This window comes from Chitinophagaceae bacterium, assembly GCA_016710165.1.
In the GTDB taxonomy this organism is placed as follows: domain Bacteria; phylum Bacteroidota; class Bacteroidia; order Chitinophagales; family Chitinophagaceae; genus Ferruginibacter.
Genome location: JADJLJ010000005.1, coordinates 17227 through 43114 on the forward strand (window position 1 = coordinate 17227; position 25888 = coordinate 43114).

Annotated in this window: 24 protein-coding genes and 1 tRNA gene; 12 read left to right on the forward strand and 13 right to left on the reverse strand. The window is 46.1% G+C overall.

The features are described from left to right. The first annotated feature begins 99 nt into the window (after positions 1-99). The 7 genes from fbp (at position 100) to IPJ02_16095 (ending at position 4311) form a co-directional block, all read left to right on the forward strand. Positions 100-1092, forward strand: coding sequence for a class 1 fructose-bisphosphatase (gene fbp, locus IPJ02_16065; GenBank protein ID MBK7376999.1), 993 nt, complete (start codon positions 100-102; stop codon positions 1090-1092). A 1-nt stretch (position 1093) separates the two neighbouring features. Beyond that, the gene (locus tag IPJ02_16070) at positions 1094-1558 is read left to right on the forward strand and encodes a GNAT family N-acetyltransferase (protein ID MBK7377000.1); all 465 of its coding nucleotides are present in this window, start codon (positions 1094-1096) and stop codon (positions 1556-1558) included. A 1-nt stretch (position 1559) separates the two neighbouring features. Further along, complete coding sequence (locus IPJ02_16075; protein ID MBK7377001.1) at positions 1560-2321, forward strand: ABC transporter ATP-binding protein; 762 nt, start codon at positions 1560-1562, stop codon at positions 2319-2321. Positions 2322-2380: 59 nt separating this feature from the next. Further along, a complete protein-coding gene (locus IPJ02_16080) occupies positions 2381-2761 on the forward strand; it encodes an FKBP-type peptidyl-prolyl cis-trans isomerase N-terminal domain-containing protein (protein ID MBK7377002.1) in 381 nt (126 codons plus the stop codon). Beyond that, positions 2662-3132, forward strand: coding sequence for an FKBP-type peptidyl-prolyl cis-trans isomerase (locus tag IPJ02_16085; protein MBK7377003.1), 471 nt, complete (start codon positions 2662-2664; stop codon positions 3130-3132). Before IPJ02_16080 ends, IPJ02_16085 begins: the two co-directional genes overlap by 100 nt. A gap of 5 nt (positions 3133-3137) precedes the next feature. Then, a complete protein-coding gene (locus IPJ02_16090) occupies positions 3138-3662 on the forward strand; it encodes a putative metal-dependent hydrolase (protein MBK7377004.1) in 525 nt (174 codons plus the stop codon). Positions 3663-3768: 106 nt separating this feature from the next. Further along, the gene (locus IPJ02_16095) at positions 3769-4311 is read left to right on the forward strand and encodes an NUDIX hydrolase (GenBank protein ID MBK7377005.1); all 543 of its coding nucleotides are present in this window, start codon (positions 3769-3771) and stop codon (positions 4309-4311) included. Positions 4312-4448: 137 nt separating this feature from the next. On the opposite strand, the gene IPJ02_16100 is transcribed toward IPJ02_16095, so the two are convergent. Continuing rightward, positions 4449-8543: a response regulator gene (locus IPJ02_16100; GenBank protein MBK7377006.1), complete on the reverse strand. Its 4095-nt coding sequence runs from the start codon at positions 8541-8543 to the stop codon at positions 4449-4451. A 236-nt stretch (positions 8544-8779) separates the two neighbouring features. Between IPJ02_16100 and IPJ02_16105 the strand changes: the two genes are divergently transcribed. Together IPJ02_16105 and IPJ02_16110 are read left to right on the forward strand one after the other, a co-directional pair. After that, a complete protein-coding gene (locus IPJ02_16105; GenBank protein ID MBK7377007.1) occupies positions 8780-9532 on the forward strand; it encodes a hypothetical protein in 753 nt (250 codons plus the stop codon). A gap of 118 nt (positions 9533-9650) precedes the next feature. Continuing rightward, positions 9651-11000 carry an MFS transporter gene (locus tag IPJ02_16110; GenBank protein MBK7377008.1) on the forward strand — a complete coding sequence of 450 codons (1350 nt, stop codon included), beginning with the start codon at positions 9651-9653 and terminating at the stop codon, positions 10998-11000. A 78-nt stretch (positions 11001-11078) separates the two neighbouring features. On the opposite strand, the gene IPJ02_16115 is transcribed toward IPJ02_16110, so the two are convergent. Further along, positions 11079-12374, reverse strand: a complete 1296-nt coding sequence (locus IPJ02_16115; protein MBK7377009.1) for a bifunctional folylpolyglutamate synthase/dihydrofolate synthase — start codon at positions 12372-12374, stop codon at positions 11079-11081. A 36-nt stretch (positions 12375-12410) separates the two neighbouring features. Continuing rightward, the gene (locus tag IPJ02_16120) at positions 12411-13229 is read right to left on the reverse strand and encodes a hypothetical protein (GenBank protein ID MBK7377010.1); all 819 of its coding nucleotides are present in this window, start codon (positions 13227-13229) and stop codon (positions 12411-12413) included. A 258-nt stretch (positions 13230-13487) separates the two neighbouring features. On the opposite strand from IPJ02_16120, the gene IPJ02_16125 reads away from it, so the two are divergent. Further along, positions 13488-15014, forward strand: a complete 1527-nt coding sequence (locus IPJ02_16125) for a hypothetical protein (protein ID MBK7377011.1) — start codon at positions 13488-13490, stop codon at positions 15012-15014. Positions 15015-15018: 4 nt separating this feature from the next. Here IPJ02_16125 and IPJ02_16130 read toward each other — a convergent pair whose 3' ends face one another. The 10 genes from IPJ02_16130 to mtaB all read right to left on the reverse strand — a co-directional run bounded on the left by IPJ02_16130 (position 15019) and on the right by mtaB (position 23619). Continuing rightward, positions 15019-15672, reverse strand: coding sequence for a YggS family pyridoxal phosphate-dependent enzyme (locus tag IPJ02_16130; GenBank protein MBK7377012.1), 654 nt, complete (start codon positions 15670-15672; stop codon positions 15019-15021). 71 nt (positions 15673-15743) lie between these two features. Then, the gene (locus IPJ02_16135) at positions 15744-17405 is read right to left on the reverse strand and encodes a hypothetical protein (GenBank protein MBK7377013.1); all 1662 of its coding nucleotides are present in this window, start codon (positions 17403-17405) and stop codon (positions 15744-15746) included. A gap of 2 nt (positions 17406-17407) precedes the next feature. Beyond that, positions 17408-18442 (reverse strand): hypothetical protein, encoded by a 1035-nt coding sequence (locus IPJ02_16140; protein MBK7377014.1) that lies wholly within the window; start codon positions 18440-18442, stop codon positions 17408-17410. 20 nt (positions 18443-18462) lie between these two features. After that, on the reverse strand, positions 18463-19521 hold the full coding sequence (locus IPJ02_16145) for a hypothetical protein (protein ID MBK7377015.1): 1059 nt from the start codon (positions 19519-19521) through the stop codon (positions 18463-18465). 109 nt (positions 19522-19630) lie between these two features. Next, positions 19631-20785, reverse strand: a complete 1155-nt coding sequence (locus IPJ02_16150) for an acyl-CoA dehydrogenase (protein ID MBK7377016.1) — start codon at positions 20783-20785, stop codon at positions 19631-19633. A gap of 37 nt (positions 20786-20822) precedes the next feature. Then, entirely contained in the window at positions 20823-21470 is a 648-nt protein-coding gene (locus IPJ02_16155; protein MBK7377017.1) for a leucyl/phenylalanyl-tRNA--protein transferase, read from the reverse strand. Between the two features lie 9 nt (positions 21471-21479). Beyond that, positions 21480-21773: an ATP-dependent Clp protease adaptor ClpS gene (locus IPJ02_16160; GenBank protein MBK7377018.1), complete on the reverse strand. Its 294-nt coding sequence runs from the start codon at positions 21771-21773 to the stop codon at positions 21480-21482. A gap of 99 nt (positions 21774-21872) precedes the next feature. Then, positions 21873-21947: transfer RNA gene (locus IPJ02_16165), tRNA-Val, on the reverse strand. 86 nt (positions 21948-22033) lie between these two features. Continuing rightward, positions 22034-22348: a hypothetical protein gene (locus IPJ02_16170; protein MBK7377019.1), complete on the reverse strand. Its 315-nt coding sequence runs from the start codon at positions 22346-22348 to the stop codon at positions 22034-22036. Beyond that, complete coding sequence (mtaB, locus tag IPJ02_16175; protein ID MBK7377020.1) at positions 22336-23619, reverse strand: tRNA (N(6)-L-threonylcarbamoyladenosine(37)-C(2))-methylthiotransferase MtaB; 1284 nt, start codon at positions 23617-23619, stop codon at positions 22336-22338. Before mtaB ends, IPJ02_16170 begins: the two co-directional genes overlap by 13 nt. Before the next feature lie 123 nt (positions 23620-23742). Between mtaB and IPJ02_16180 the strand changes: the two genes are divergently transcribed. Next, a complete protein-coding gene (locus IPJ02_16180) occupies positions 23743-24195 on the forward strand; it encodes a DUF4258 domain-containing protein (GenBank protein MBK7377021.1) in 453 nt (150 codons plus the stop codon). A 71-nt stretch (positions 24196-24266) separates the two neighbouring features. Then, the gene (locus tag IPJ02_16185; protein ID MBK7377022.1) at positions 24267-25817 is read left to right on the forward strand and encodes a GH3 auxin-responsive promoter family protein; all 1551 of its coding nucleotides are present in this window, start codon (positions 24267-24269) and stop codon (positions 25815-25817) included. Positions 25818-25888: the final 71 nt, after the last annotated feature.

A 25888-nucleotide genomic window follows, 5' to 3' on the forward strand; every position in this document is an offset into this window, starting at 1 on the left:
GGTGCCCTCACCAACCGCAAATGCTGAAAGTAACTTTCCTTTTTTAAATAAACCAACAATTGCTTAATCAAACAGATCATCATGAGTATTAACCGCAGAATACAGACACTGGATGAGTTCACCATCCAGCAAATGAGGGATTTTCCGCATGCCACCGGCGAACTGGCCGGGCTGTTGCGGGACATTGGCCTGGCAGCAAAACGGGTTAACGTGGAAGTGAATAAGGCCGGGCTGGTGGATATCTTAGGTGATGCCGGGAGCATCAATGTACAGGGAGAAGAGGTGAAGAAACTGGATATATATGCCAACAACCAGTTTGTGGGCGTGCTGCAGCATGGGATCAGTTGTGCAGGCATCGGCAGCGAAGAACTGGATGATATCGTTGTGTTTGACGACCCCGTGAGCAATAACAGCAAATACGTATGCCTTTTCGATCCGCTGGATGGCAGCAGCAATATTGATGTGAATGTTTCCATCGGCACCATCTTCAGCGTTTTCCGCCGCGTGAGTGAACTGGGCAAACCCGCTACCCAGGAAGATTTTCTGCAACCCGGCAATAAGCAGGTGGCAGCAGGTTACGTGATCTATGGTTCATCCACCATGCTGGTGTATGCAACACGGAGGGGCGTGAATGGGTTTACCCTGGATCCTTCCATCGGGGAATATACACTCAGCCATCCGAACATCACCTGCCCGGAAAAAGGGAAAATGTATTCCGTTAACCACGGCAATTTCTTCCAGTACGATGAGCAGGTAAAAAAATACATTACGGCATGTCAGAAAAAGGATAAGACGAATGGCGGTCCGTATACCCAACGGTATATCGGCAGTATGGTGGCTGATGTGCACCGGAACCTGATCAAGGGGGGGATATTCATGTACCCCGGTACTACAGATAAACCAAAAGGGAAACTGCGGTTATTGTATGAGTGTAATCCCTTTGCTTTTATTGTGGAAAGGGCAGGAGGCCTTGCAACCAATGGAAAGATACGGATACTGGATATCCAGCCAACAGAGCTTCACCAGCGTACCCCCTTCTTCATCGGCAGTAAAGGGATGATGGAAGAATTAAACGGTTTTTTACTTTCTTGAAATGGAAATAATTGAATACGAAAGCAGGTACCGGGAGGATTTTAAGCGGCTGAACCTGGAATGGCTTGATAAGTACGGTCTCACGGAGAGTCATGACCTGGAGATATTGAACGATCCCGAAGGAACCCTGATAAATACGGGCGGCTGTATTTTCCTGGCAATGTACGGCGGGCAGGTGATCGGCACCGCCGGATTATCGAAAAAAAATGAAAAGGAATACGAATTGGTAAAGATGTCGGTTCACCCGGCATACCAGGGCCGGGGTATCAGTAAACATTTGCTTGACCGTTGCCTGGATGAAGCCAGAAAGACAAAAGCAGAAAAGGTCTCTCTTTTTTCGAACAGTCAATTGCAGGCCGCATTGAAGCTGTATGAAAAATATGGATTTCACCGCGTTGCCGTAACCGATACACCCATGCTGACAGCAGATGTAAAAATGGAATTATCTTTATCCCCCAATCAATAAAATGACGAATACGATCATTTCGGTAAAGAACCTGGAAAAGAACTATGGTACGTTCCGGGCAGTGAAAGGAATTTCCTTTGACGTGTATGAAGGGGAGATATTCGGTTTGCTGGGGCCTAACGGTGCCGGTAAATCCACCACGCTGGAGATCATTGAAACACTCCGCACCAAGACCAGTGGCCAAGTGATGGTTTGCGGGATGGACCTGGATAAGGAACCGGACAACATTAAAAAGATAATCGGTGTTCAGTTGCAGACATCCGGCTTTTACCCGGGACTCAGTTTAACGGAACTGATCGAATTATTCGGCGGCTTGTACAACCAGCCTGTCAACCCATACGAATTACTGAAACTGGTAAACCTTGCCGACAAAGCAAAAAACAAATACAAGGAATTGAGCGGGGGACAAAAGCAACGTTTCTCCATTGCCACCACGCTTATCAATAAACCGAAGATCATATTCCTGGATGAGCCCACTACCGGCCTTGACCCCCAGGCCCGGCGCAACCTGTGGGACCTGGTCCGGAGTATCCGGGCGCAGGGGGCCACGGTCATCATCACCACCCATTATATGGATGAAGCAGAACAGCTATGCGACCGCATTGCCATTATGGATGAAGGGAAGATCATTTCGCTTGACAGCCCGGATAAAATGATCGATGACCTTGTACACAGCGGCTTTGAGCGGCCCAAACAGGTAAAAGCCGCCAGCCTGGAGGACGTTTTCATACATTTAACAGGAAAGGAAATGAGGGAAGAATAAAATGACGTTTATTTGCATTCCGATAGCTATCGGAACATTTTTCAACTAAAAAAACATCTATGAAAAGAGTTTTCTTAAGTACGATCGTGTTGTGTATTGCCGGTTTATCTGTAACGGCACAAAGTGGTGCAAAACCAAAAGCAAAACCTGCGGCCAAACCAGCTGCCCCGGTAATGAAGAACCTGCTGGACAGTTTCAGTTATGCCGCCGGTGTTAATGTGGCTACCAATATGAAGGCACAGGGCATCAGCAAGCTGAACACCGCCATGATGGTAAAAGGTATCGATGATGTATTTAAAACAACAAACAACTCCTGGACCAGGAAGCCAACAACACCTGCATGCAGCGGCAGCTGGATATTTTTTCAGCCGAAAAAGATGCGGGTGCAAAGGCAAAGGGGGTCGCATTCCTGGAGAATAATAAAAAGCGCAAGGGTGTGATTATCCTTCCGAACGGATTGCAATACGAAGTGATCAAGAGCGGGGACGTCAACGGCAGCAGCCCGAAGATCACAGATACCGTAGAAGTGAACTATTCAGGAACCCTGATAGACGGAACGGAATTTGATAATTCATTCAAACGCGGGGAGGCAGCTGCGTTCCCGGTTGGCGGGGTGATAAAAGGATGGATCGAGATATTGCAGCTGATGAAACCCGGCGACCACTGGAAGGTGTACATTCCCAGTGACCTGGCCTATGGGGCATCGGGTGCCGGCAGCGCCATCCCGCCTAACTCGGTGCTGATATTTGAAATTGTACTGGAAAAGATCCGGGTTGCAGCAGCACCGGCTGATGTACCTAAAAATAACTAAGGCACATGGAAGACTTAAGATACCCGATCGGTAAATATATCGTTCAGCCATTCTCAGATAGGTTATGGCAGGAATGGCTGGTGGATATAAAGAACCTGCCACAGCACCTGGAAAATGCGGTGCTTAATTTAGACGAATCTCAATTGAATACCCCATACCGTGATGGAGGGTGGACCGTGAAGCAGCTGGTGCATCACGTGGCGGACAGTCATATGAATGCATACATCCGTTTTAAACTGGGCCTTACGGAAAACAACCCGGCAATAAAACCATACGATCAAAGCGCCTGGGCAGAGATGGCCGATACGAAGAACCTGCCTGTAAATATCTCGCTTACTATTTTACATGCCCTGCATGTGCGCTGGTACGAGGTATTGAAAAATATGAGCCGGGACGAACTGGACAGGACCGTTTTTCATCCCGAACATAAAAAGGAATTTACGCTCTGGGAACTGCTGGGCATGTATGCATGGCACAGCAGGCACCATGTGGCGCATGTTACGTCATTGAGGGAGCGCATGAAGTGGTAATGAATGTTATCCGTTAGTCCGTTAATTGGTTAATTCGTTAATTGGTTAATCTGTTAATTTGGTAGTACGGATTAACATGTAAACAAATCAACCAATTAACGTTTCGATGAACTGGAAAACACTTTCTTCAAAATACTTAAGCAAACACATCTATTTTACCGCAAGGGAAGACCGTTGCGAAATGCCGGATGGGACGATTGTGGATCCGTATTTTGTGGTGGAAATGCCCGAATCTGTCTGCGCCATGGCTGTTACGGAGAACAATGAAGTAATACTTGTAAAACAATACCGCCATCCCATTGAAGCAAGTATCCTGGAATTACCCGGGGGGTTTGTTAACAAGGGCGAAACAGCTGAAACGGCCATTGCACGGGAGCTCCTGGAAGAAACCGGTTATTGTTTTTCCCATTTCTATTATTTGGGCCGCACGGCAGCAAACCCTGGTGTACTGAATAATTTTACAGGCCTTTACCTGGCAACCGGCGGTAAAAAAGTAGCGGAGCAGCGTCTGGATCTTAATGAAGAGATAGAGGCAAAGCTATTTCCGCTGGAAGAAGTGAGGCAGATGCTTCAGCACAATGAGATCATACAGGCCATGCATGCAATCTGTATGTTTTATGGGTTTAGTAAACTGGATGGACTTAAATAGCGGTGTATGCTCCCGGGCACCAAAACTTCATTTCCGCAAGCAATAAATATACCCTCTGCAGTTCATTACGTTACGTTTCTTCTCCTACCTGGCTTATCTACGGCGGTATAGAAGGTGCCGGGACAAATATTCCTCCTTTACGCCGGATTTTTCAGTCTCCATTCCTGCGGGGTTACACCATGGTCCTGTTTAAATACCCGTGCAAAATAACCGGCATCGTTATAGCCGCATTCCCCTGCAATGGTTGCGATGGATAATGCAGGGTCGGCCAGCAGTTCTTTTGCTTTGTTTAAACGCACCATGCGGATGAATTTGTTGGGAGAACTGCCGGTAAGCGCTTCCAGTTTCCGGTGCAGTTGGGAATGACTCATAAAGATCAGTTTGCACAACTGCTCCACACTGAATTCATAATTGGTAAAATTAGCTTCCACCAGTTCCCTCACTTTCCGTACAAATTCATGCTCTGTTCTTTCATCCGTAACGGGTTGTATCTCTTCATTGGAGGATGTTCCGGTGTTATCTGTTATACCGATCTGCTTACTGTAGTAATGCTGCAGGTTTTTCCGGAGCTCCAGTAATTTCTTTATCCGGAGCAGTAATTCTTCTTTATGAAACGGCTTTTCGAGGTACACATCGGCGCCTTTTTCAAGGCCTTCCAGTTTGCTCTGCATATCTGCTTTTGCAGTGAGCATGATGATGGGGATATGACTGGTACGTTCATCCTGCCGCAGTTTACGGCACATTTCAAAGCCATCCACAAATGGCATCATCACATCCGTAATGATCAGGTCAGGGATGCTGTCTACCGCAATTTCAAAACCCTCTCTGCCGTCTTTACCAACTGCCAGTTTATAATCGGGCAAACAGCTTGCCGTGTAGGCTACCACATCAACATTATCCTCTACCAATAAGATCAACGGGGCTGCCGTATCGGAATTTGTATTGGCAATTACATGCTGACCTATGTCCCCGTTCCTGGAAATCTCTGTTTTAGTTGGTTTCAGCACAGCCCCCGGTATGGTTTCATGGGCAGTTGTGCCTGCTTTGTGTAATGGGATGGTTATAATGAATTCTGTTCCCTTTGTTGCACCCACCGGCGGGCTTTTTACGGATATCGTTCCCTTCATCAATTTTACCAGTTCTTTGGTAAGCGCTAAGCCAATTCCGGTTCCGTCTGCCTTGCGGGTGTGGCTGTTATCCAACTGGTAAAAACGGTCAAATATATGCTCTAACTGGGTTTCGGGTATACCAATGCCGGTATCTTTTACTTTTAATACCAGGATGGTGGTTTCGGGATCTGCGGTATTTTCCTGCGAAATGCTGATGTATACATTGCCCGGCGCCGGCGTGAATTTTAATGCGTTGGATAATAAATTGGAAATGATCTGCCGTATCTTTTCTGCGTCGTAAGCCACTACCAGTTCATCCGTATCTGCTAAAAAGTGAAACTGTTTTTGCTCACTGGCGGCCAGTGATTGAAATGATTCTACCACGTATCGTAAAAAAGTAATGACATCGCCCTGCACCAGGTTCAGGGTCATTTTACCATCTTCCAGTTTTGACAGGTCCAGCATTTCATTTACCAGGTTCAGCAGGTTTTCCCCGTTGCGTATGATCATATCCAGGCCTTTGTGTGCATGCTGCTGCGGATCATTTTTTACCTGCTGGGCCATGCCCAGGATAACCGTAAGCGGCGTTCTGAATTCATGCGTGATGTTGGCATACAGCTGGGTCTTTACCGTATCCAGTTCTTTGATACGCCTGGCTTCCTGTTGTTCAAAGATCAACTGCGATTGCAGCCTGGCTTTATTTATTCTGAACCTGAAGAAGATCCCTGCCCCGGAAATAAACAACAGGGCATACCCCAGGTAAGCCCACCAGCTAAGCCACCAGGGCGGGTTTACGATGATCTTTAACGTGGCCGTTTTATTGCTCCATACTCCCTGGCTGTTACTTCCCTGTACTTTAAAAACATATTTGCCGGCCGGCAGATGCAAATAGGTGGCAAAACGCCTGGTACCGCTTTCCACCCAGTCTTCATCAATGCCCACCAGTTGATACCGGTATTTATTCTGACCGGGCGCTGTAAAATCAAGCGACGAAAATTCAAGCGTTAAAATATCCTGCAAATGATTCAGGGTAATGGATCGTGTTTGTTCAATGGTATGCTGCAGTACGCCGGTCCTGTCGTTGGGCAAAACAACCTGGTTGCCCACTAAGATATTGGTGATAAAAACATTGGGGGTGTAACCGTTTTGCAGAACCGCTGCCGGCTTAAAGATATTTATTCCGTTAATGCCCCCAAACGCAAGCCTGCCATCAGGTAGTTTGGCAAATGCACCGGTGTTGAATTCATCATCCTGTAAGCCGGCGGTCTTTGTGAAATTCCGGAAATGGTAGGTTGCTTTACCGGCATCCCTGGTTGCCGTCATGCAGAAAATACCTTTATTGGTACTGCCCCAGATATTACCGGCATCATCTGTAAGTATCCCGTACACTACGTCATCGGGCAGGCCATCGTTGGTGGTGAGATGAAAAAAATCGCCGTTTGTTTTATCCAGCCTGTTTAAACCACCCCCCTTGGTGGCGATCCAGATGAACCGTTCAGGCGATGACGGGTCATCCAGGAAGCAGGAAACAAAATTATAATTCAGCGAATTACGGTTGCTGCTGTTATTTAAAAACCATTGTACCTGCGGCAACGAAAAGTCATTGTTTGCAATGCGGATCTTTACGAAACCATTTTCTGTACCGATCCAGAATACCCCTTGTTTATCTTCAAACAAAAAAGTGCAGATGATCTTAGCGCCCCCGGGGTTGATCGTAATGCTATCCAGTTTGTTTGCTGCTTTATGAACGATGGTAATGGCTCCATCCTGCCCGGGCAGCCAGATATTCCCTTTGCTGTCTTCCAGGAAGGGCTGCTTTTTGCCAAACGGCTGATTGGAATTTATCTGCGGATAAGGTACCAGTAAATTGGTGGCCGGGTTATAGGAATAATATCCTGTTTTATCACTTTTTATCCAGTAATCGTTTGTTGAGGAAATAATAAAATTATCAATCTGGCTTACAGCAGGTGTTTTCCTGAATACATCGGTCAGCAATGTATCTTTTTTTAACTGCATCCATTTATAGGCATAATCAACCAGGAAGAGATCGTTACCGGCAGTGGGTACTATTAAGCGTATGCTGTTCCCTTTGGCCTGTGTTGTAAATATGGTATTGGCTTTATGGTATTTGCGCAAGCCATAGCCAACGGAGCCGCTCCATAATATACCGGAACGGTCGATGATAAACGGATAACAGATCCTGGTTGCAGGGTCGATGGGCAGTTTTTCATTCCAGTTTGGTTTTGTGCCCTTTTTCCAACTGCTGATATCGTAAAAATATAATTCCCGGTGATGAAATTCCCATAACGCACTGTTCGGTTTAAAGATGATATTGCCCTCGGGCCACCGGCCGGTATCAAACAAAGGGATGATGTCTTTTCCATCATCCAGGAAAAGGTTGTTGTTTATTACAACAGATCCATCTTTATTGAGATAGCCATTATTGTACAGTTTCCCGCCGGGTAATGGCGTAAAGCTGTTTTTTTTGTAATCGAACTGGTAGATGGTACCATCCATGCCACCGATCCAGATATTGCCATTCTTATCTTTTCCCATACCATATACCTGTTTATTATTGGGCAGGGAAAGCCGGGTAACAGGCGGGGCAGAGTCTTTGTCAAAAAGATCGGGCGTAATGGTCACAATGTTGAGCCCCGCGGCATCTGTAGCAACCAGTATCCTCCCATCGGGTATTTCTTCAATGGCCTTGATACCGTTTCCCGAAAGACTGGACGGGTTTGATGGAATATGGGTTACGCGGTAAAAAATGCCGGTTCTTTTGTCATAAATATTCACCCCGGCATTTTCAGTACCGGCCCATATCCTGCCTTTACTGTCTTCAAACAGTTTACTGATGGTATTGCTGCTGAGGGAGTGTATATTATAGGGGTCATTCGTAAAAACCTTAAAACTATAACCGTCATACCTGTTTAACCCGTCTTTGGTGGCTACCCAGATAAAATCGTCCGCATCCTGCAGCATGTCAAATACCATCCCTTGCGATAAACCATGGGCAATGGAAATGCTTTCGTAGTCTTTTTCCTTTTGGGCAAATGAAACAAAGGCCAGGCAAATACAGGCGATCGTAGTAAGCAAGGTAAAACGGAAACCGGTTTTGCGCATAGGTTATAAAGATAATTGCATTCCGGTTTTTTTATACTGCCGGGTAAAACAAAAATGACCTGGCGGGGCAAAATGATGAATTTATCCTGTTGCTGCACAGTTTGTCCGGTTAAATGCTCAGTATATAGGGTAGAATGTCAGGTTTGTACTAACAAAAAACCGGTTCCGAGCAGACCTTTGTTTTGTCAAAATTGAACTCCAATTGTTGGCTTTTATTCACTACTAAATGTTTTAACATGCAAAAGAACAACCAATCCAGATTAAAAATGAAGATCAGCATTCTTCTTGCAATGCTCCTGCCCATACTTGGTATCGGCCAAACCCAAAATGTGATCTCCACCCAACGGGTTTTCCCCAAAATGGACAAAGTGATGGAATTTGAAAAAGCGCTGGCAGCCCACGCCCAGAAATACCATAATAGTGGTAAGGTACAGTGGCGGGTATTTGCCATACAGTCCGGACCCGATATGGGCGGCTATCACATCACGGAAGGACCAACCAGTTGGGAAGATGAGGATACAAGGGGCGACCTGGGTACCGAGCATATGGTAGACTGGAATAAAAATGTATCTGCTTACTTAACAGACAGGCAATCGGGTGGTTATTCGGTTTATCTCGATTCATTAAGTACCGTGGCATTGGGCGATTTTTCTGATAAGATCAATATTACCCACGTATATCCCAAAGTGGGTAAGAGCGAGAATGTGGTCAGCATCATAAAAAAATTGAAAAAGACCTGGACAGCAGCCGGGGTAACCGTTGCTGTTTACACCGCCAGTTCTTCCGGGAAGGCGCAGTATACCGTGGTAACAAGATATAAGCAGGGTTTAAAGGAGCGGGCAGCCGGTTTTCGTAAACCATTCAGGGAAACCTATGAATCTGTGAACGGAGAAGGTTCTTATGCTCAGTACCTGAAAGACCTTGCTGAATATGTTGACGAAAGCTGGAGTGAATTACTGTTCATGCGTAAAGATCTGGGTTCAAAATAATAAAGGTATCCGGGAAAATACTCAGCCGGTATTAACCGGCAACCCTCAGGCTCTTAACCGGTGGAGGAGTGATCTGATGCACTCCTCCTTTATTTATTCATTTAAAGCAAGTGATAAAATGCAACCTTCGGTAAGCATCCCGTTAAAGAAAGGCAACAACCTGCCGGCCCTTTCTGATAATACCTTTTTAAGGTATTTCAACTTTATTGCTTTGTATTTTGCACAAGGCGTTCCTGAAGGGATGTTGTTCTTCGGGATCCCGGCCTGGATGGCCATGAATGGTAAAACAGCAGGCGAGATCGCGGGCTTTGCCATTGTATGCGGACTTCCCTGGAGTTTTAAATTCATCGTGGCGCCGCTGATGGACCGGTATACGTATTTACCGATGGGACGTAAAAGGCCCTGGGTTATATTTGGCCAGTTGGGGTTGATGGCAGGTTGTATCGCCATGGCTTATCTGCCCGACCCCTTAAACAACCTGAACCTGTTGATGGCAGCAGGTTTTGTGATATCTTTCTTTGGGGCTTTCCAGGATGTAGCAACGGATGGAATGGCGGTTGATATTATTCCCATTCACCAACAGGCCCGGGCCAATGGTTTGATGTGGGGTTCAAAAATAATCGGCATATCTGCATCCCTGGCCCTGGGCAGCTGGCTTCTGAACAAATACAGTTTCTCCGTTGCTATACTGATGCTTGCACTGGTGATCGGTACCATTATGCTGGTCCCCGTCTTTTTAAGGGAGCGGCAGGGAGAAAAGATCGTACCCTGGTCAGCAGGGGCGGCAGCTCCGGAAACCAAAAAAATGCAGTTGGGCAGCTGGGCCACTATTTTCAGATCGCTGTACCGGGTTTTCAGTTTACGCAATTCCCTGTTGCTGACATCCATATTGTTTGTAGCCCAGGGTGCATATAATTATATTGATACAGCGTTGCCCATTTTTACCGTGAAGGCTTTGGGCTGGACCAATGTTACCTATTCGCAATACTATGCAAGCGCCAAACTGATCGGGGGGATCGGCGGTATGCTCATCGGGGGTATCCTGATCGACCGGTTCGGTAAAAAGAATATGATGAGTATTTATTTTTTCTTCATGATCCTGTTAACTTCCGGGCTGGCATTCTTAAAAACATTTTGGGTAAGCACCGCCTTAATTTACGGCTTTATGATCCTGCATAACGTATTGTACACATTTGCCTGTATCGGCATTTTTGCCATTGCCATGCAATGTTGCTGGAAGAAGGTCTCGGCCAGCCAGTTTACATTATACATGACCATTGGTAACCTGGGGCGTATTGCTTTTGCTGCGCTGCTGGGCCCCATAAAGGCAAATTTCAGTTGGGAGATCACGCTGTTCTCTTTTGCCGTTATGATTGCAGTGGCCTTATTGCTGCTGCGTTTTTTGAATATCAATAAACAGGTGGCAAGCATCATTCATATAAACAGTAAAGATCCGCATGCCGGGTAATGTAAAGCCTGCGAAATGCGTACGGTATTTGTTGAATGTGTAAACGTTGTGGCAATGGCTGTAATGTACTGATCCAGTTCAATACGCAACTTCTCCAACCAGGAAAACGCTGCCGCAGACCACAATGGTATCTGTATGAGCTGCCTGTTGCCTTGCGTATGCAATGGCCGCATTTACATCATCAAAACCATCCCCGGTTAATTGATGGGCCCGTGCCTTTTGCCTTAACTCGGTATGTGGTAATGCCCTGGGTATATGCGCATTGGTAAAGTAATAATGTGCATTTTTGGGTAACAGGGAAAGCAGTTTTTCAACATCTTTATCTTTTACCAGTCCGAGTATAAAATGATAACTGCCCGCATCGGGGCACACGAGGGATAACTGGCCAAGCACCTGTTTCATTCCGTCTTCATTATGGGCTACATCAATTACAACGGTTGGATCTTTTGCAATCACCTCCCAGCGGCCGTGTAAACCGGTGAGTCTTTTCACATTGGCCAACGCGGTCTTTTCGCCGGGTTTTGTAAGAATAAAGGCCTTGGTCCTTAAAATGTCTGCAGCACATAAAGCGGTGCATATATTTTTAGCCTGGTATATGCCGTTCAGGTCTGATCTGAAATGTCCGGTTGTGTTATGGGTTGTATGGGTTACATCCAGGGAAAGAAAATCTGCCGCATACTGGATGCCGGTTGCCTTGTATTCATCCTGTACAAAATGAATGGGTGCATTCACTTCCTTTGCTTTGTTGAGGAATATGCTTTTTGTTTCAGGCAGGTATTCGCCAATAACAACCGGTACTCCTGGTTTGATGATGCCGGCCTTTTCGGCAGCGATCTCTTCCAGCGTGTTACCCAGTATGTTCATGTGGTCGTAACCGATGTTGGTAATGATGGAAAGTATGGGGGTGATGATGTTCGTACTGTCCAGCCTTCCACCCAGGCCGGTCTCTACTACGGCGATATCAACCTTTTCTTTTTCAAAATAATCAAACGCCATCGCCACGGTGAGTTCAAAGAAAGAAGGCTGGATCTCGTCAGTCAGGGCTTTTGTACTTTCCACAAAATCTACCACAAATTCTTTCCGGATCATTTCGCCATCCACTTTTATGCGCTCCCGGAAATCCTTTAAGTGCGGGGAGGTATAGAGACCGGTCTTATATCCTGCCTGCTGCAATATGGCTGCCAGCATGTGACTGGTGCTGCCCTTGCCGTTGGTGCCGGCAATATGTATGCTTTTGAATCTTTTTTGCGGATCGCCGATCGCTTTACAAAGGGCAATGGTATTGTGCAGGTCTTTCTTATATGCCGCTGCGCCGATACGGCTGAACATGGGGAGCTGTGCATATAAATGATCAATGGTCTGCTGATAGTTCATCGGCACAAATATAAACACGATGTAACTGAAACAGGATTATTGTTCCCGGAAGTTGAACGGAACGGTCACAATGGACTCGTGGTCTGATTTATTGAACTCAATATTGGGAAGGTAACCCCGTATGGCATTCGCATATTTCGGATCGGCGCTGGTTGAACCTTTGTCGAACGTAACAAAGGTTCCCCTTCCTGCCGGAGAAACTTTTATGATGGCATTGATGGTAGCCCTCGGGAGGTCGCCCATGAAAATATAATTATTTACAATGGTACGGTCGCCCTTTGATACCCTCAGTGCGCCACCCGTTCTTCCACCCGGGTTGTTCCCATAACTATCCGGTTTACCCGTCGGGCTTCCTGCATCGCCTTTTCCACCCGGGTTATTTCCCTGGTATTTATAACCATTGTCTTCCGTGGCGCCATTGCCGGTACCATTCTTTGGTCCGCCATACCCGGCTATCTTCGGTTTCTGCGGTTTGGGTTCGGGTTTGGTAACAACCGGTGTTGGTTCCTTTACTTTCACGGTTGTCTTTACCGGGGTTTTAACCGGCGCTGATTCTTTATCTGCCAGGTCATCGGTCTTTGTATCTTCAACCGCCGGTGTTTTTACCGCCGCCGTCTTTGGTTGTTCTGCATTTTCTTCCCCGGGAGATCTTTCGCCTTTTACCAATGGCTGTACTTCGCCATAACCTTCTGCATTATTGCCCAGGTTGATCTCGATCAGGTCTTGTAAAACAGGGGGTGGGGTATGCTGGTGTGTCCAGGAGATGAGAAAGGCCAGCAACAGCAAACTGCCACAGATGATGACTGTGTAGATTAATGCTTTCCGGTTCTTTTCTGTTTCAAATGTTGCTGACATGAAGCTGGTATACATCCCAAAGTTATTTAATTACCGGCAAACGATACAATACCGTGCCGTATTTAATGATGATTGTTAAGGTTTTAACAAATCTGAAACTCCGGCGGGATCTTACTGAAAAAATATCCTTGACATTGGCCGGGATTCGCCGTACTTTTCTTCTGGCTTTACAACGGCTAAGGCATTTCTTCATGAGTAACCAGGTACCCCGCCTGCTTCTTTAACTGCCCGTTCTTCGGCTTGCTTAAATTCTTTATTATGAAACAAAACTGCCTGTTGCTTGCCTTTTTATTTTTTGCGGGCCTGCATCCTTTGTTTGCCCAAACTATTTCCACGCAAAAGGGGTTGACCACGGCCTCATTCAATTTACCGGAAGGAACGATCACCGTTTACCTGCCGGATGATATCCGGGCCGGCGACCTGGTCTCAGGAACTGTACTGGCCGTGGCCGGCGGTAAAAACGCAAGGCAGACCCGTAAAAATCTTTCGGCACTAAAAAAATATTCCATTGAATTCGACGGGCAGAAATTACCGGTGGCAGAAGCCAATGGCCGGGTACAGTACCGGGCAAATGACAATAAACCCCTGCAACGGTTCCTGAGTGTGATCAACGGGGAAGGCGTGAATGCCGGGGAAGTTGGTATCAAGATCCCTGCTGCAGAAGCAAAACCACCGGCCGCGGCATGCCGTATTCCCACGCATGCTTTAACAGCAGCGCCCCTGCGGATAACAGGTCCGTTTGACGGGAACAGCAGCAACACTACCTGTACCTTTAGCGGCAAAGAAGCAACCGTGCTGGCTGAGTCGCCCCGGCAGTGCATCATCCGGTTCCCGGAAACTGCAGGTGGAAAACAAACCATGCAGGTAACCGAAAATGATCAGCAGAAATGTACCGGGACCGTTTCAGGTGTAGACCTGCATGTAACAACCGGGAAATTAAGCCTGCGGAGAGGGGAACGGACTTTCATTAAAGTGGAGATAAGCGGGCTGCAGAATTTACCAGCTGCCGCAAAGCTCACCTTGACCAATTTGTCGGCGGATGTGGTGGTTTTGCAACCCTCGGATCATTTTATAGAAATGCTGTACCCCGACAGCGTGAACACGGGCCGCTACGAAAATAATTTTGATGTACAGAGTATGAAGCCAGGAAGTTTTATGGTGAATGTGGAACTTGATCTGCCCGAGCCACCGCTTGTATACGCCGATAATAAAGGCGTAGATGCGGGTGGTATAAAATTGCACCCGTTAAAAGTGGATGGGTTGAAGAACGGCATGTCGGATGCGTTTAAAAAAGCGGTGATCGAAGTAACCGGTAACCGGGCCAATAATTACCCCGAACTGGATGGGTGCGGAAGTTGTTTGACCTGTATACAAAGCATGCTGGATGAAGGAAAGGTGGCGCTGGTGGGAGAGATCGGGAAAATATTGATGGAGCACTATGTTGATCTGCTGGTAGGAAAGGCCGGAGGGGCACTGGGCTGGATTAAAGACAAGTTTGATAAACTGGAGAAAGCGGAAGATATCGCCGGTGCCATTGCCGATGCCGTGACAAAAGGGGAGATACAGGTGGTGGAGTTCCCGGAAAGGATGTGCGGCTATTGCCTGGTGTCGGCCATCGGCTTTTACGATGCAAAGACCCAATGCATGGATGCCTTCTTCTACTGCAAGGGATCGAAGATGTGCTGCAGCCATTCGCTTACTATTATCCACCTTAAGTATTGTGTAGGGGATGATGGATACAAGAAACCGGATGCAGGATTGGAGATTGACGTAATCAGCCGGTAGGCAATTAACGGGAACCGAAAAGCAGGCTGCCGATACGCACCATATTACTCCCTTCTTCCATGGCGATCTGGTAATCGGCGCTCATGCCCATGCTCAAAATGTTGAATGTTGAATGTTGAATGTTGAATTTGTCGAACAGGCTTTTTAAGTACTTTAGTTCGGTTCTTACCAAATTTGTATCATCCGAAAAAGAGGCCATACCCATCAGGCCGGTGATGCGGATGTTCTTTAATTCGTGTAATTGGTGTAATTCGATCAATTCGTGTAACTCTTTTTCATCCAGCCCGAATTTGGTTTCTTCTTTGGCTATGTATACCTGCAGCAGGCAATCGATCACCCGGTTGTTCTTTGCCGCCTGTTTGTTTATCTCTTTCAGCAAACCATAACCATCCACCCCGTGAATAAGATGAACGAAGGGGGCGATGTATTTTACTTTATTGCTTTGCAGGTGACCGATAAAATGCCAGCGGATGTCTTTGGGCAGTTGCTCATATTTTTGAGTAAGTTCCTGCACGTAGTTTTCGCCAAAGTCGCGGTGGCCCAGGTCGTACAAAGCCCGGATGTCTTCAACGGATTTTGTTTTGGAGACGGCAACCAATGTGGCCTTGCCGCTTAACCCGGTTATAATTTCCTGGTAGTTTTTTGTATTAATGCTCATGAATTTCACGCAAAGGGGTAAAGTTAACGCAAAGGCGCAAAGAAAAAATGGAAGAACCCTAAGCCATGATTTTACTCTTTCATCGATCTGGTTCTTAAAACAGAATGACGGGTACCTACACCATAAGGTGCCCATACAGCATCCGGATTGCTGCAAGCCACTTTTATTGTCATGGTGTAACCCGGTGTATAATACGTGGAAGTTACCTGCTGTGTGCCCTGCCAGTAGCCTACTACCGCACTTTTGTTTACCTGCTCCGTTCGGGTCCAGCTATTTGTATATCCCGAAACTTCTGCGGTTTTGGTCGTTTTAGCATCGCCTCCACAGGGGCATAGGTCAAAAAAATGCCCCACATAATATTTACTGGGTTTGTATTGCTGCTTATTAGACTCATTGATCTTTCTGCCATCAGCCAGCGTGCCTTCCCGGGCATAGGGGTCGTAACTAACCACCACACTGGCCAGGCCATCTTTTGCATAAACCTGCCAAACACTGATGTTATTGATAGATGAAGCGGAAGAAACAACTTTGCCTTTGTCGTACCAGGTTATTGTTTCATTATTAAAATCAGTACTGATAACTTTACCCTGCCAGCCGGTAGCCTGAATCATATAACCTTCATAACTCCACCGAGGTGGTTTTCCTGCCAGGTAATCTTCCAGGTTTTCATAGGTAGCTTCCTTCAGGTTTCCTTCCCTGAAATTATCTTTTTTCCCGTATGTAATGATGAACCTGTTGTTCCAATAACTCATCCAGGTGCCTTCTTCAAAAAAACCGTTACTGAATAACCCATACTTTCTTGCACCGATGGTATCCATTATGCCAAATCCATCAGGCCGGTTATCCTTAATGTACCCCTGGTACTGGTTATTAATATCAACATAGCGGATGGTACCAAAGCCATTGACTTTGCCATTTACCAGCGGGCCGGTGATCACACGGCCATTTTCGTCCTTAATGGTTTGCGGATTGTCCATATCATAGGGGTAGGCACCGCCATTGTCCTCATAGATCAATTGGCCATAGCACCAGAGCTGACGGAAAAAGGACGGTTTGCTGATGCCGGATTTTCTTTCACTTTTCACCGCCCAGCCGTGCATTTTTCTGTTGACAAAATTTGCCCGGATGAGTTGATTGTATAATGGGTTACTATGGCGGATGTCAATCACCATTTCATGAGATTGATATACATTATTCTGGAAAAGGTTGTCGGATGCACAGATCAAAGTATCGTTTGGATACATGAAAGTTACCACACCCGCCTGCTGATTAACCGAATTGACAAAATTACCCTCGTACCTGATATATCTTAGTTTGGTATTTTTAAACCATTTTTCAGGGATCCATGTAATGGAAGGGTAGATAACATTTTCCATCAGCATGATACCGGGGCCTTCCAGTTGGCCGTTTACGAAATTGCCCGATTTTATAAATGATGGCTTGAAATCCCAGAGTTTTTCGATGGATGGAATATCCTGTGACAGGGCAAAAAGAAAATCAACCTCGTTGTTTAATTTGCTGTAATTCCATGACATGGATACAGACTTTCCTTCTAATTTTCCTTTTTTGTTGAAATGGCCGATCAGGTAAGAAAAACTGCTGCCGGTTCCGATGCGCTGTACCCCAAAACCGTTTTTACAATCGCCCTTGAGGCAGGTTTGTGCAGTAAGTATTTGCTGAAAATTCAGTAGCAGGATAATATACAGGCTTATATAGATACTGATTTTTGTCATGATTATTTTACTTTAAAACTGTAAACGGATTTACCATTATTTTTCAGGTCGTATGCATCAAGCCCATCCTGCCATCCCATAGAAAAATAAGAATACCTGCAATACAGCAGGTTTTTATGCAGGTAAAGGGTGTTTTTATACTGATCATCAGGTACACTAAAACGGATATCGGATTCCACTTTGAGGGTTTCGTAATTGAACAGCATCGTTCTCAGGTGAAAATCGTTCTTATCGGTACTGTTTCCAAAAAAGATAACATAAGGAGATGAGCGGGAGAACCTGCATTTTACATCGCTCATTTTATCAAGCCCGGGGACATTGACAAATGCGCCGGCCTGCATATCAAATATCTTATAGAATTTCCTGTCGGGACCTATTTCAAATTCCATGATATACACATCGGGGTTGAAAAGCCTGGCAGAAGCCAATCCCTTGAAGCGGAACCCGGTATATTCAAAATCCGTTCTGGCCGGCATCTGCAACGAATCCTGGTGAATGGAAAAAATACCAAACGTGCTGAACAGGTAATATCGTTCCGATCTTTCATGAAAAGCAATAACTTCTGATGGGGCGTAATACTGGTTGCGTATATTATTTTGTTTATCTTCTTTTTTCTTTTTTTTCATCAGGCTTTCATCACGATTCAGTATTTCGTCAAACGCTTTTATATCCCGGTAATACAAGCTGCCGGGTTGCTTATCACGCCATTTCATCAGTTTGTACTTCTGTTTGCTTCTTGCAGTGTCATTAATAAAATCCTGCATTGGGCCATCGGTACCAATCTGAAATTTGAACAGTTGCCTCCCAAAGACAGTATCCGGTAACTGCGTAGCTGTTTCCATATCTACTGCAAAATATTTATTATTCTTCGCCGGTCGATAGTCTTCTGCAGCCAGGTAATAGCTCCCTTCATGATAGCGTTGCTTTACAATAAAACTTTGGGAGTTAACCAGAAACGGAAACAGCATAATGCTGCTGATGGTAAACAGCAAAGGCTTTAAGAATTTTGCGGGCCTGATGTATTTATAGCATGTCATAGTTACACTACTGTATAAAACTATCTTTTTAGATTGTACCTGAAAATCTCCTTTTCGCCCTTCGAAAAATCCAGTACCCACACGGAACTTTCACCTATATGCCAGGTTGAATTCAAATAGAGCAAATTGCGGTGCAGATAAAAACGCATGTCCTCAATTACCCCACGCAACTGCAATTTTGTTTCCACTCTCCAATCGCGGAGGTTGATTACACAGGGCGAGAAGGTTTGCCAGGGCAGGACGACCCGTGTATGCACAGCAAAAACATAGTCACCAGATGGACAAAATACAAAGCGGGGATCGGTCATATAATCCGACTCGGGGAGTTTGAGCAGTTGCATTGTATGTGTGTCGAAAACGCGGCAAATTGTCTTTTCATCATGCCACACATCTTTCACGTCTTGCTGAACATAGAGCAGGAAGATATAGCGGTGGTATTGAGGCGATGCCACACCTCGAAGCCGAAGGCCGGGTATTTCACCCAGTACCTGCCGGGCTCCATTGGCAAGCGAATCTTCAGATACCCAGGCAATGCCAGCATAGCCAACCAGGAAGACCCGGCGATTAGTGGTGTCGTGACGGATAACGGGATCATAATACCAGCGTTGAATGGATCGCTTCTTATCTTGCTTTTTCCAGTTTTTCACAAGTTCCTGTTCTCTTTTCAACAAATTGTCAAAGCCAGGGATGGTACCAGCATACACTGTACCTGGCTGTTTATTCTTAACAGGCAAAACCTTTACCCTTGGTGAATAAGAAACAGGGCCCATTGCACAATTGTTCCAGGCGCACCAAGTGTTCTTTTGTACATTAAAAGTATCCAAAAAATAGGCTATTGGTATAGAATTTAAAGGGCCTGGGGCAATACCGGCGCTGTCCCACATTCTCTTGGCCTCCGGCTTTGAAAGCTGATGACAGGTGGCCATTTCCAGGGCAAAATAATTTTCTGGACCATCTTTACATACCAGGTACCGTTTATTGTGCTGCCAAAACTCACGACTTTCCACCTGAGAATGACATTCAATGGCCAGGCAAAACAGAATGGCAAGCCAGCCAAAGCTTAGATGCAGCTGTTTCATGCTGATAAAGTTAATTCGCAGGCCGGTTTACCTTCATACCCGCTTATGGGTATTTTTAAAAAAGGCCACCGATATGATAAGGTGGCCTTTTTTTAAAATAATGTTTTATTTACTTTAAAATACTCCTGCTGATCACGATCCGCTGCACTTCGCTCGTTCCTTCGTAGATCTGGGTGATCTTGGCATCCCGCATCAGCCGTTCTACATGGTATTCTTTTACAAAACCATAGCCGCCGTGTACCTGTACGGCTTCGGTGGCTGTCCACATGGCTGTTTCGCTGGCGAAAACCTTTGCCATACTGCTGCTTAAGGTATAGTCGATTTTATTGTCTTTTTCCCAGGCTGCTTTTAAACAAAGTAAACGGGCAGCTTCGATCCTTGTTGCCATGTCTGCCAGTTTAAACTGGATGATCTGGTGGTTCATGATCTCGGTGCCAAAGGCCTTACGCTGTTTGCTGTATGCAAGCGCCAATTCATAAGCGCCGCTGGCAATGCCCAATGCCTGTGAGGCAATACCGATCCTGCCGCCGGCCAATGTCTTCATGGCGAATTTGAAACCGAAGCCATCTTCCCCGATGCGGTTCTCTTTGGGCACTTTCACGTCGTTGAATAATATGCTGTGGGTATCGCTTCCACGGATACCTAATTTATTCTCTTTGGCGCCCACCACCACGCCGGGCAGGTTCTTCTCCACGATGAAGGCATTGATGCCACGGCTTCCCTTGGCAGGGTCCGTTTGTGCGATCACCAGGTAAACACTGGCGCTGTTGCCGTTGGTGATCCAGTTCTTGGTACCGTTCAGCAGGTAATGGTCGCCCTTATCTTCCGCCGTGGTCTGTTGCGAAGTGGCATCGCTGCCTGCCTCGGGTTCGCTCAGCAAAAAAGCGCCGATGTATAATTCCCCGTCCTTCTTTCCCTGTGCCAGCGGGGCCAGGTATTTATTTTTTTGTTCTTCGGATCCATATTCCTGCAGGCCATAACAAACCAGGCTGTTGTTCACACTCATACAAACACTCACGCTGGCATCCACCTTGCTGATCTCTTCCATGGCCAGCACATAACTTATGGTATCCATACCGCTGCCGCCATATTCCTGTTTCACCATCATGCCCATAAAGCCCAGGTCGGCTAATTTTTCGATCTGTTCTTTTGGAAATTTCTGGTGTTCATCCCTTTCTATTACCCCGGGAAGGCATTCATTTACGGCAAAATCCCTGGCCGCCTGCCTGATCATCAGTTGTTCTTCAGTTAGTTGAAACAGCATATGCAATGGTTTTGGATCCGGTGCAAAAAATAAGGGTTTATTGCCCTGCATTTTCAGCAATTATCCGGGTAAATGACTCCCGGCTGATCATCCGGGCACCCAGGCTTTCAAGGTGTTCTGTATATACCTGGCAGTCTATTAATTGAACACCCTCCTTTTGTAAATGCTGCACATAATTCAGGAATGTGAATTTGCTGGCATTCTTCTCCATGCTGAACATGCTTTCACCAAAAAAAATATTGCCGAGCCGGATGCCATATAAGCCACCCACCAGTTTTCCATCCAGCCAGGTTTCTGCACTGTGGGCATATCCTTTCTCATGCAGAAGGGTGAAGGCTTTTTGTACGGCCGGAGTTATCCAGGTACCTGCCTGCCCTTTCCGGGTAATGGTTTTGCAGTTTTGTATCACCCGGTCAAATACTTTGTTGATGGTGAACCGGAATTTACCATTGCCGAGGATCGCCCGCATGCTTTTGCTCACTTTCAGTTCGGTGGGAAATAAAACAAACCGTGGGTCGGGGCTCCACCAGCAGATGGGCTCCTTTTCATTGTACCAGGGAAAAATACCTTTGCTGTAGGCGAGTAATAACCGTTCAGTACCCAGGTCGCCGCCAATGGCAAGCAGGCCATCTTCATCCGCCATTTCTACAGGAGGAAATACCAGTTCGGCGCTGAGCAGGTACATGGATTGAAATTAATTGGCGATCACTTCTATCGTAGCATTGATACCCCGGTCTGTAATGGCATCGCACTGGGGTTTCAACAGGTCGTAGCTTCCTTCCTTAACGGCATATTTGCCTTTGGAGTCGATGATGATGGCACATTGTTCGGCCTGTTCGGGGCTGTGGCCGCATATCTTTATAAGTGTCTCAATCACCCATTCAAAGGTATTCACCTCGTCGTTCCATACAATGAGGGTGCAGAAGTCATCTACAGCAGTAAGCTGGCCGGTTTGCTCACTGAATTTTGTATTTGAATTGGATGACATCATGTATGAAAGACAAAAATAAGCTGAAATTTCACTAAAAAGATAAAAAATGAAGGGGTATTTTAAATGAAAAAGGTTCACGGTACGTGAACCTTTTAGTGGGAGTTGACGGGGTCGAACCGCCGACCCTCTGCTTGTAAGGCAGATGCTCTAAACCAACTGAGCTAAACTCCCTTTTTTCCCTTCGACAATATATGCTCAGGATTTTCGGATGGCAAAGATAAGGGTTAAATTTTTCCGGCAAAATTTTTTAGCTGGAATCAGTTCAATTGTACTGCCGGCAGCCGGTAAGACTGCCCGTCGTATACAAATAATTCATCAATCTCCACGGTCCAGTATTTATACAGGGGCGATTTGCTGAGATAATGCTCCACTTCTTCCTTATTGGGGGCATTGAATACCATCCAGCTGCGCTGGCTTTCCATGCTTACGGTATAGTAATCAACCACATTCTTTTCGATCAGGCTGTTGATGTAAACCCGGTGAGGGGGCACAAAACTCATGAACGCATCATCCATTTCAAAACGGATGGTAACCTGGTATTTATTCAATTGGGTATCGTTTATATTTTCCATTCTGCTATTTTATTCTCCCGGTCGGGTTGGTACGGAATTGTTATTTTAATATAGTTATCGGTATAGCCTTCCATCATACCGTTCTTGTTAATTGTCTCAAAAAGCACTTTTCTTGTTTCACCAATGTGCTGATTTGTGAAGTACTGCATCTTCTGGTAACTCAGGTTACGCAGCATTTTATTCCGTTCGTGCCGTACGTTTACAGGAACAACAGGCCTCATTTCTGCTGCCAGTGTATTGCTTCTTTCCGAATACGTGAATACATGCAGGTAAGATACATCCAATAGCTGCAGGAAATCAACCGTTTCCATAAAGTCGGCATCTGTTTCACCCGGAAAGCCGACGATCACATCTGCCCCGATACAGCAATGCGGCATTACGGTTTTTATAAGCCCGGTCCTTTCGGCATACAATTCTTTTTTATACCTCCTTCGCATCAGTCCCAGTATCTTGTTGCTGCCGCTTTGCAAAGGGATGTGAAAATGGGGCATAAACCTTTTACTGTTGCTTACAAACTCAATGATCTCGTTGCTCAGCAGGTTCGGTTCAATGGAAGAAATACGAAAACGTTCTATACCCTCTACTTTATCTAACTGTTGTATAAGTGTAAAAAAATTTTCTTTAACCGGGACTTGCTCTAAATCCCCCTTTTGGGGGGTGGGGGGGCGGAAATCCCCCAGGTTAATTCCGGTCAATACAATTTCTTTTGCTCCCTGTTCAGCGATACTCCGCACATTGGCAATAATGTTGTCGATGCTGTCACTCCGGCTTTTGCCCCTTGCCAGCGGAATGGTGCAGAAGGAACAATTGTAGTCGCAGCCATCCTGCACTTTTAAAAATATCCGGGTACGGTCGTTCATGGAATGGGATGCAGTGAATTCATTCAGGTCACCGATCTCACAACTGCAGATCTTCGTGCTGTCGCCCTTGGTGATCTCTTTCAGGTGTTGCGTGATGTTGAATTTTTCTGCAGCGCCCAATACCAGGTCAACGCCGGGTATGGAAGCAATTTCGTTTGGCTTCAGCTGGGCATAGCAGCCGGTGATCACCACCATGGCCTCCGGCGCTTTACGTTGTATGCGGCGTACCAGCATCCGGCATTCCTTATCGGCATTTTCAGTCACCGAACAGGTGTTGATCACATACACGTCGGCCACTTCATCAAAGTTCCTTTTCTCAAAGCCGTCGTTCTCCAGCAACCTGCCAATGGTGGATGTTTCGGAAAAATTAAGCTTGCAGCCCAATGTATGTAATGCCACGGTCTTGTTCATCGGGGCAAAATTAACGAAAACCAAAATAGAAACGCGGATGATGCTGATGAAACTGATATTCACGGATCATATCTGCTTAAATCCGTGTCATCAGCGTTTCTATCAATTAAAGTAACTTGCATCATGCTTAAGAAATACCTCCCTTATATCTTCCTGGTTGCCGCTGCTTTATTGCTGTTCTTCATCAAGAGAAACCAGCGGGGGGCAGTGCCTGTAAAGCCAGCCACCGGACAGGCCGATAACCGGGTTACCGTTCCGGCAGTAGTGCCTGCCGGCGAAAAACCGGAAGAGATCGAAGGTTTCAACAGGAATACGACCAACCTGGTCTTCAGCAAACATGCCAGGTGCAGGATGGATTGCAGGAAGATCGATGAAAGTGAAATACGGGGGATATTGAAGAATGGAACCGTGAATAAGAAAAAGATACAGCGGGATAAGCGGGGTATGACCTACCCGGTGGAGGGCACCACGCACGACGGGCAGCGGGTACGGATCGTTTTTGCTCCAAAAGGCGATGCCCTGGTGGTGGTAACGGTGATCGACCTGGGTAAAGAATGGTCATGCGATTGTAAATAAGTTCCCGTTCATAAATCTTCACTTTTCTTAACAATAAAAACAGTGTAAGTTTGTTGCTGAACGGTTGAGTAATGAATATCAAATCCATCCTGGCAAAGCCATTTGCCGGTTATATATACAAACAGATAAAGAAGGGAATGGAAACGGCGGTAGCCGACCAGCAATCTATTTTCAACCAGCTTATAAAAGTCGGCACAAAAACGGTCTTTGGGAAAGACCATGATTTTGCAAACATACGATCACACGAAGATTTTGTAAGGAAGGTCCCGCTGCGTGATTACGAAGCATTCAGGCCTTACATCGAAAAAATAAAACAGGGCACACACAATGTGTTGTGGAAGGGGCAGCCGATCTATTTTTCAAAAACGAGCGGTACCACCAGCGGGGTAAAATATATCCCCATAACAAAAGATTCCATTCCCAATCATATCAATACGGCCCGGAATGCTTTGTTGTGCTACATGGCCGAAACAGGCAATACAAAATTTGCCGACGGCAAACTGATCTTCTTAAGCGGCTCTCCTGTCCTGGAAAGGGTAGGCGGAATACCTACCGGCAGGCTAAGCGGGATCGTGAATCACCATGTGCCAAAATATTTACGTGCCAACCAGTTGCCTTCCTTTACCACAAACTGTATTGATGAATGGGAAGAAAAACTCGATAAGATCGTGGAAGAGACGATCAGCCAGGACATGACACTCATCAGCGGCATACCCCCATGGATGCAGATGTATTTTGACAGGCTGGTAGAGAAGAGTGGAAAGAAAGTAGGGGAACTGTTCCCTAATTTCAGTGTGATGGTCCAGGGCGGAGTGAATTTTGAACCGTACAAGGCAAAGTTGTTTGAAAGCATCGGCCGGCAGATCGACTGCATCGAATTGTTCCCGGCAAGCGAAGGTTTTTTTGCTTTCCAGGACCTGACTGCCGGCAGGCAAGGTTCGCAAGACAATCCGGGTTTGTTGCTGAATACGAACAGCGGAATATTTTTTGAGTTTGTTCCGGCTGCAGAAATTTTCAAGGAGGATCCAACGCGGCTGACATTGAAAGACGTTAAAGTGGGAGAGAATTACGCCCTGGTCGTTAGCAGCAATGCCGGTTTGTGGGGATACAATATCGGCGATACCGTCCGCTTTGTCTCCACCGATCCATACCGGCTGGTGGTTACGGGACGTACCAAACATTTCATCTCGGCTTTTGGCGAGCACGTGATCGGTGAAGAAGTGGAAGCTGCTTTGCTAAAGGCTGCAGAAGAGGAGAATATCCGGGTCACCGAATTTACTGTTGCCCCGAAGATATCCACCGATGCCGGCAAGAGCTGTCATGAATGGTTCATTGAATTTGAGAACATGCCTTCCGGCCTGGAAGCATTTGCAAAAAAGATTGATGATAACCTGCGCAACAAAAATGTATACTACGATGACCTGGTGGGCGGCAATATTTTACGACCGTTGAAGATCTCACCCATCAGGAAGAACGGCTTCATTGATTATATGAAAAGCATCGGCAAACTGGGCGGGCAGAATAAAGTGCCCCGGCTGAGCAATGACCGTACCATTGCAGATGAACTTACTCCATTTGTTAATTCTGTTGAAACAGCCGGTCCCTTTTCGGGCTTGAAATAATTTTTGGCCGTTTTTTTTCAAAAAAACATACTTTTGTACTGCAAATAACCATTAACAGCAAGTGAACCCTG

Coding starts and splice junctions, on each gene's coding strand:
- IPJ02_16070 (MBK7377000.1), top strand. CDS start 1,094: ATGGAAATAATTGAATACGAAAGCAGGTACCGGGAGGATTTTAAGCGG.
- IPJ02_16075 (MBK7377001.1), top strand. CDS start 1,560: ATGACGAATACGATCATTTCGGTAAAGAACCTGGAAAAGAACTATGGT.
- IPJ02_16080 (MBK7377002.1), top strand. CDS start 2,381: ATGAAAAGAGTTTTCTTAAGTACGATCGTGTTGTGTATTGCCGGTTTA.
- IPJ02_16085 (MBK7377003.1), top strand. CDS start 2,662: ATGCAGCGGCAGCTGGATATTTTTTCAGCCGAAAAAGATGCGGGTGCA.
- IPJ02_16090 (MBK7377004.1), top strand. CDS start 3,138: ATGGAAGACTTAAGATACCCGATCGGTAAATATATCGTTCAGCCATTC.
- IPJ02_16095 (MBK7377005.1), top strand. CDS start 3,769: ATGAACTGGAAAACACTTTCTTCAAAATACTTAAGCAAACACATCTAT.
- IPJ02_16100 (MBK7377006.1), bottom strand. CDS start 8,543: ATGCGCAAAACCGGTTTCCGTTTTACCTTGCTTACTACGATCGCCTGT.
- IPJ02_16105 (MBK7377007.1), top strand. CDS start 8,780: ATGCAAAAGAACAACCAATCCAGATTAAAAATGAAGATCAGCATTCTT.
- IPJ02_16110 (MBK7377008.1), top strand. CDS start 9,651: ATGCAACCTTCGGTAAGCATCCCGTTAAAGAAAGGCAACAACCTGCCG.
- IPJ02_16115 (MBK7377009.1), bottom strand. CDS start 12,374: ATGAACTATCAGCAGACCATTGATCATTTATATGCACAGCTCCCCATG.
- IPJ02_16120 (MBK7377010.1), bottom strand. CDS start 13,229: ATGTCAGCAACATTTGAAACAGAAAAGAACCGGAAAGCATTAATCTAC.
- IPJ02_16125 (MBK7377011.1), top strand. CDS start 13,488: ATGAAACAAAACTGCCTGTTGCTTGCCTTTTTATTTTTTGCGGGCCTG.
- IPJ02_16130 (MBK7377012.1), bottom strand. CDS start 15,672: ATGAGCATTAATACAAAAAACTACCAGGAAATTATAACCGGGTTAAGC.
- IPJ02_16135 (MBK7377013.1), bottom strand. CDS start 17,405: ATGACAAAAATCAGTATCTATATAAGCCTGTATATTATCCTGCTACTG.
- IPJ02_16140 (MBK7377014.1), bottom strand. CDS start 18,442: ATGACATGCTATAAATACATCAGGCCCGCAAAATTCTTAAAGCCTTTG.
- IPJ02_16145 (MBK7377015.1), bottom strand. CDS start 19,521: ATGAAACAGCTGCATCTAAGCTTTGGCTGGCTTGCCATTCTGTTTTGC.
- IPJ02_16150 (MBK7377016.1), bottom strand. CDS start 20,785: ATGCTGTTTCAACTAACTGAAGAACAACTGATGATCAGGCAGGCGGCC.
- IPJ02_16155 (MBK7377017.1), bottom strand. CDS start 21,470: ATGTACCTGCTCAGCGCCGAACTGGTATTTCCTCCTGTAGAAATGGCG.
- IPJ02_16160 (MBK7377018.1), bottom strand. CDS start 21,773: ATGTCATCCAATTCAAATACAAAATTCAGTGAGCAAACCGGCCAGCTT.
- IPJ02_16170 (MBK7377019.1), bottom strand. CDS start 22,348: ATGGAAAATATAAACGATACCCAATTGAATAAATACCAGGTTACCATC.
- mtaB (MBK7377020.1), bottom strand. CDS start 23,619: ATGAACAAGACCGTGGCATTACATACATTGGGCTGCAAGCTTAATTTT.
- IPJ02_16180 (MBK7377021.1), top strand. CDS start 23,743: ATGCTTAAGAAATACCTCCCTTATATCTTCCTGGTTGCCGCTGCTTTA.
- IPJ02_16185 (MBK7377022.1), top strand. CDS start 24,267: ATGAATATCAAATCCATCCTGGCAAAGCCATTTGCCGGTTATATATAC.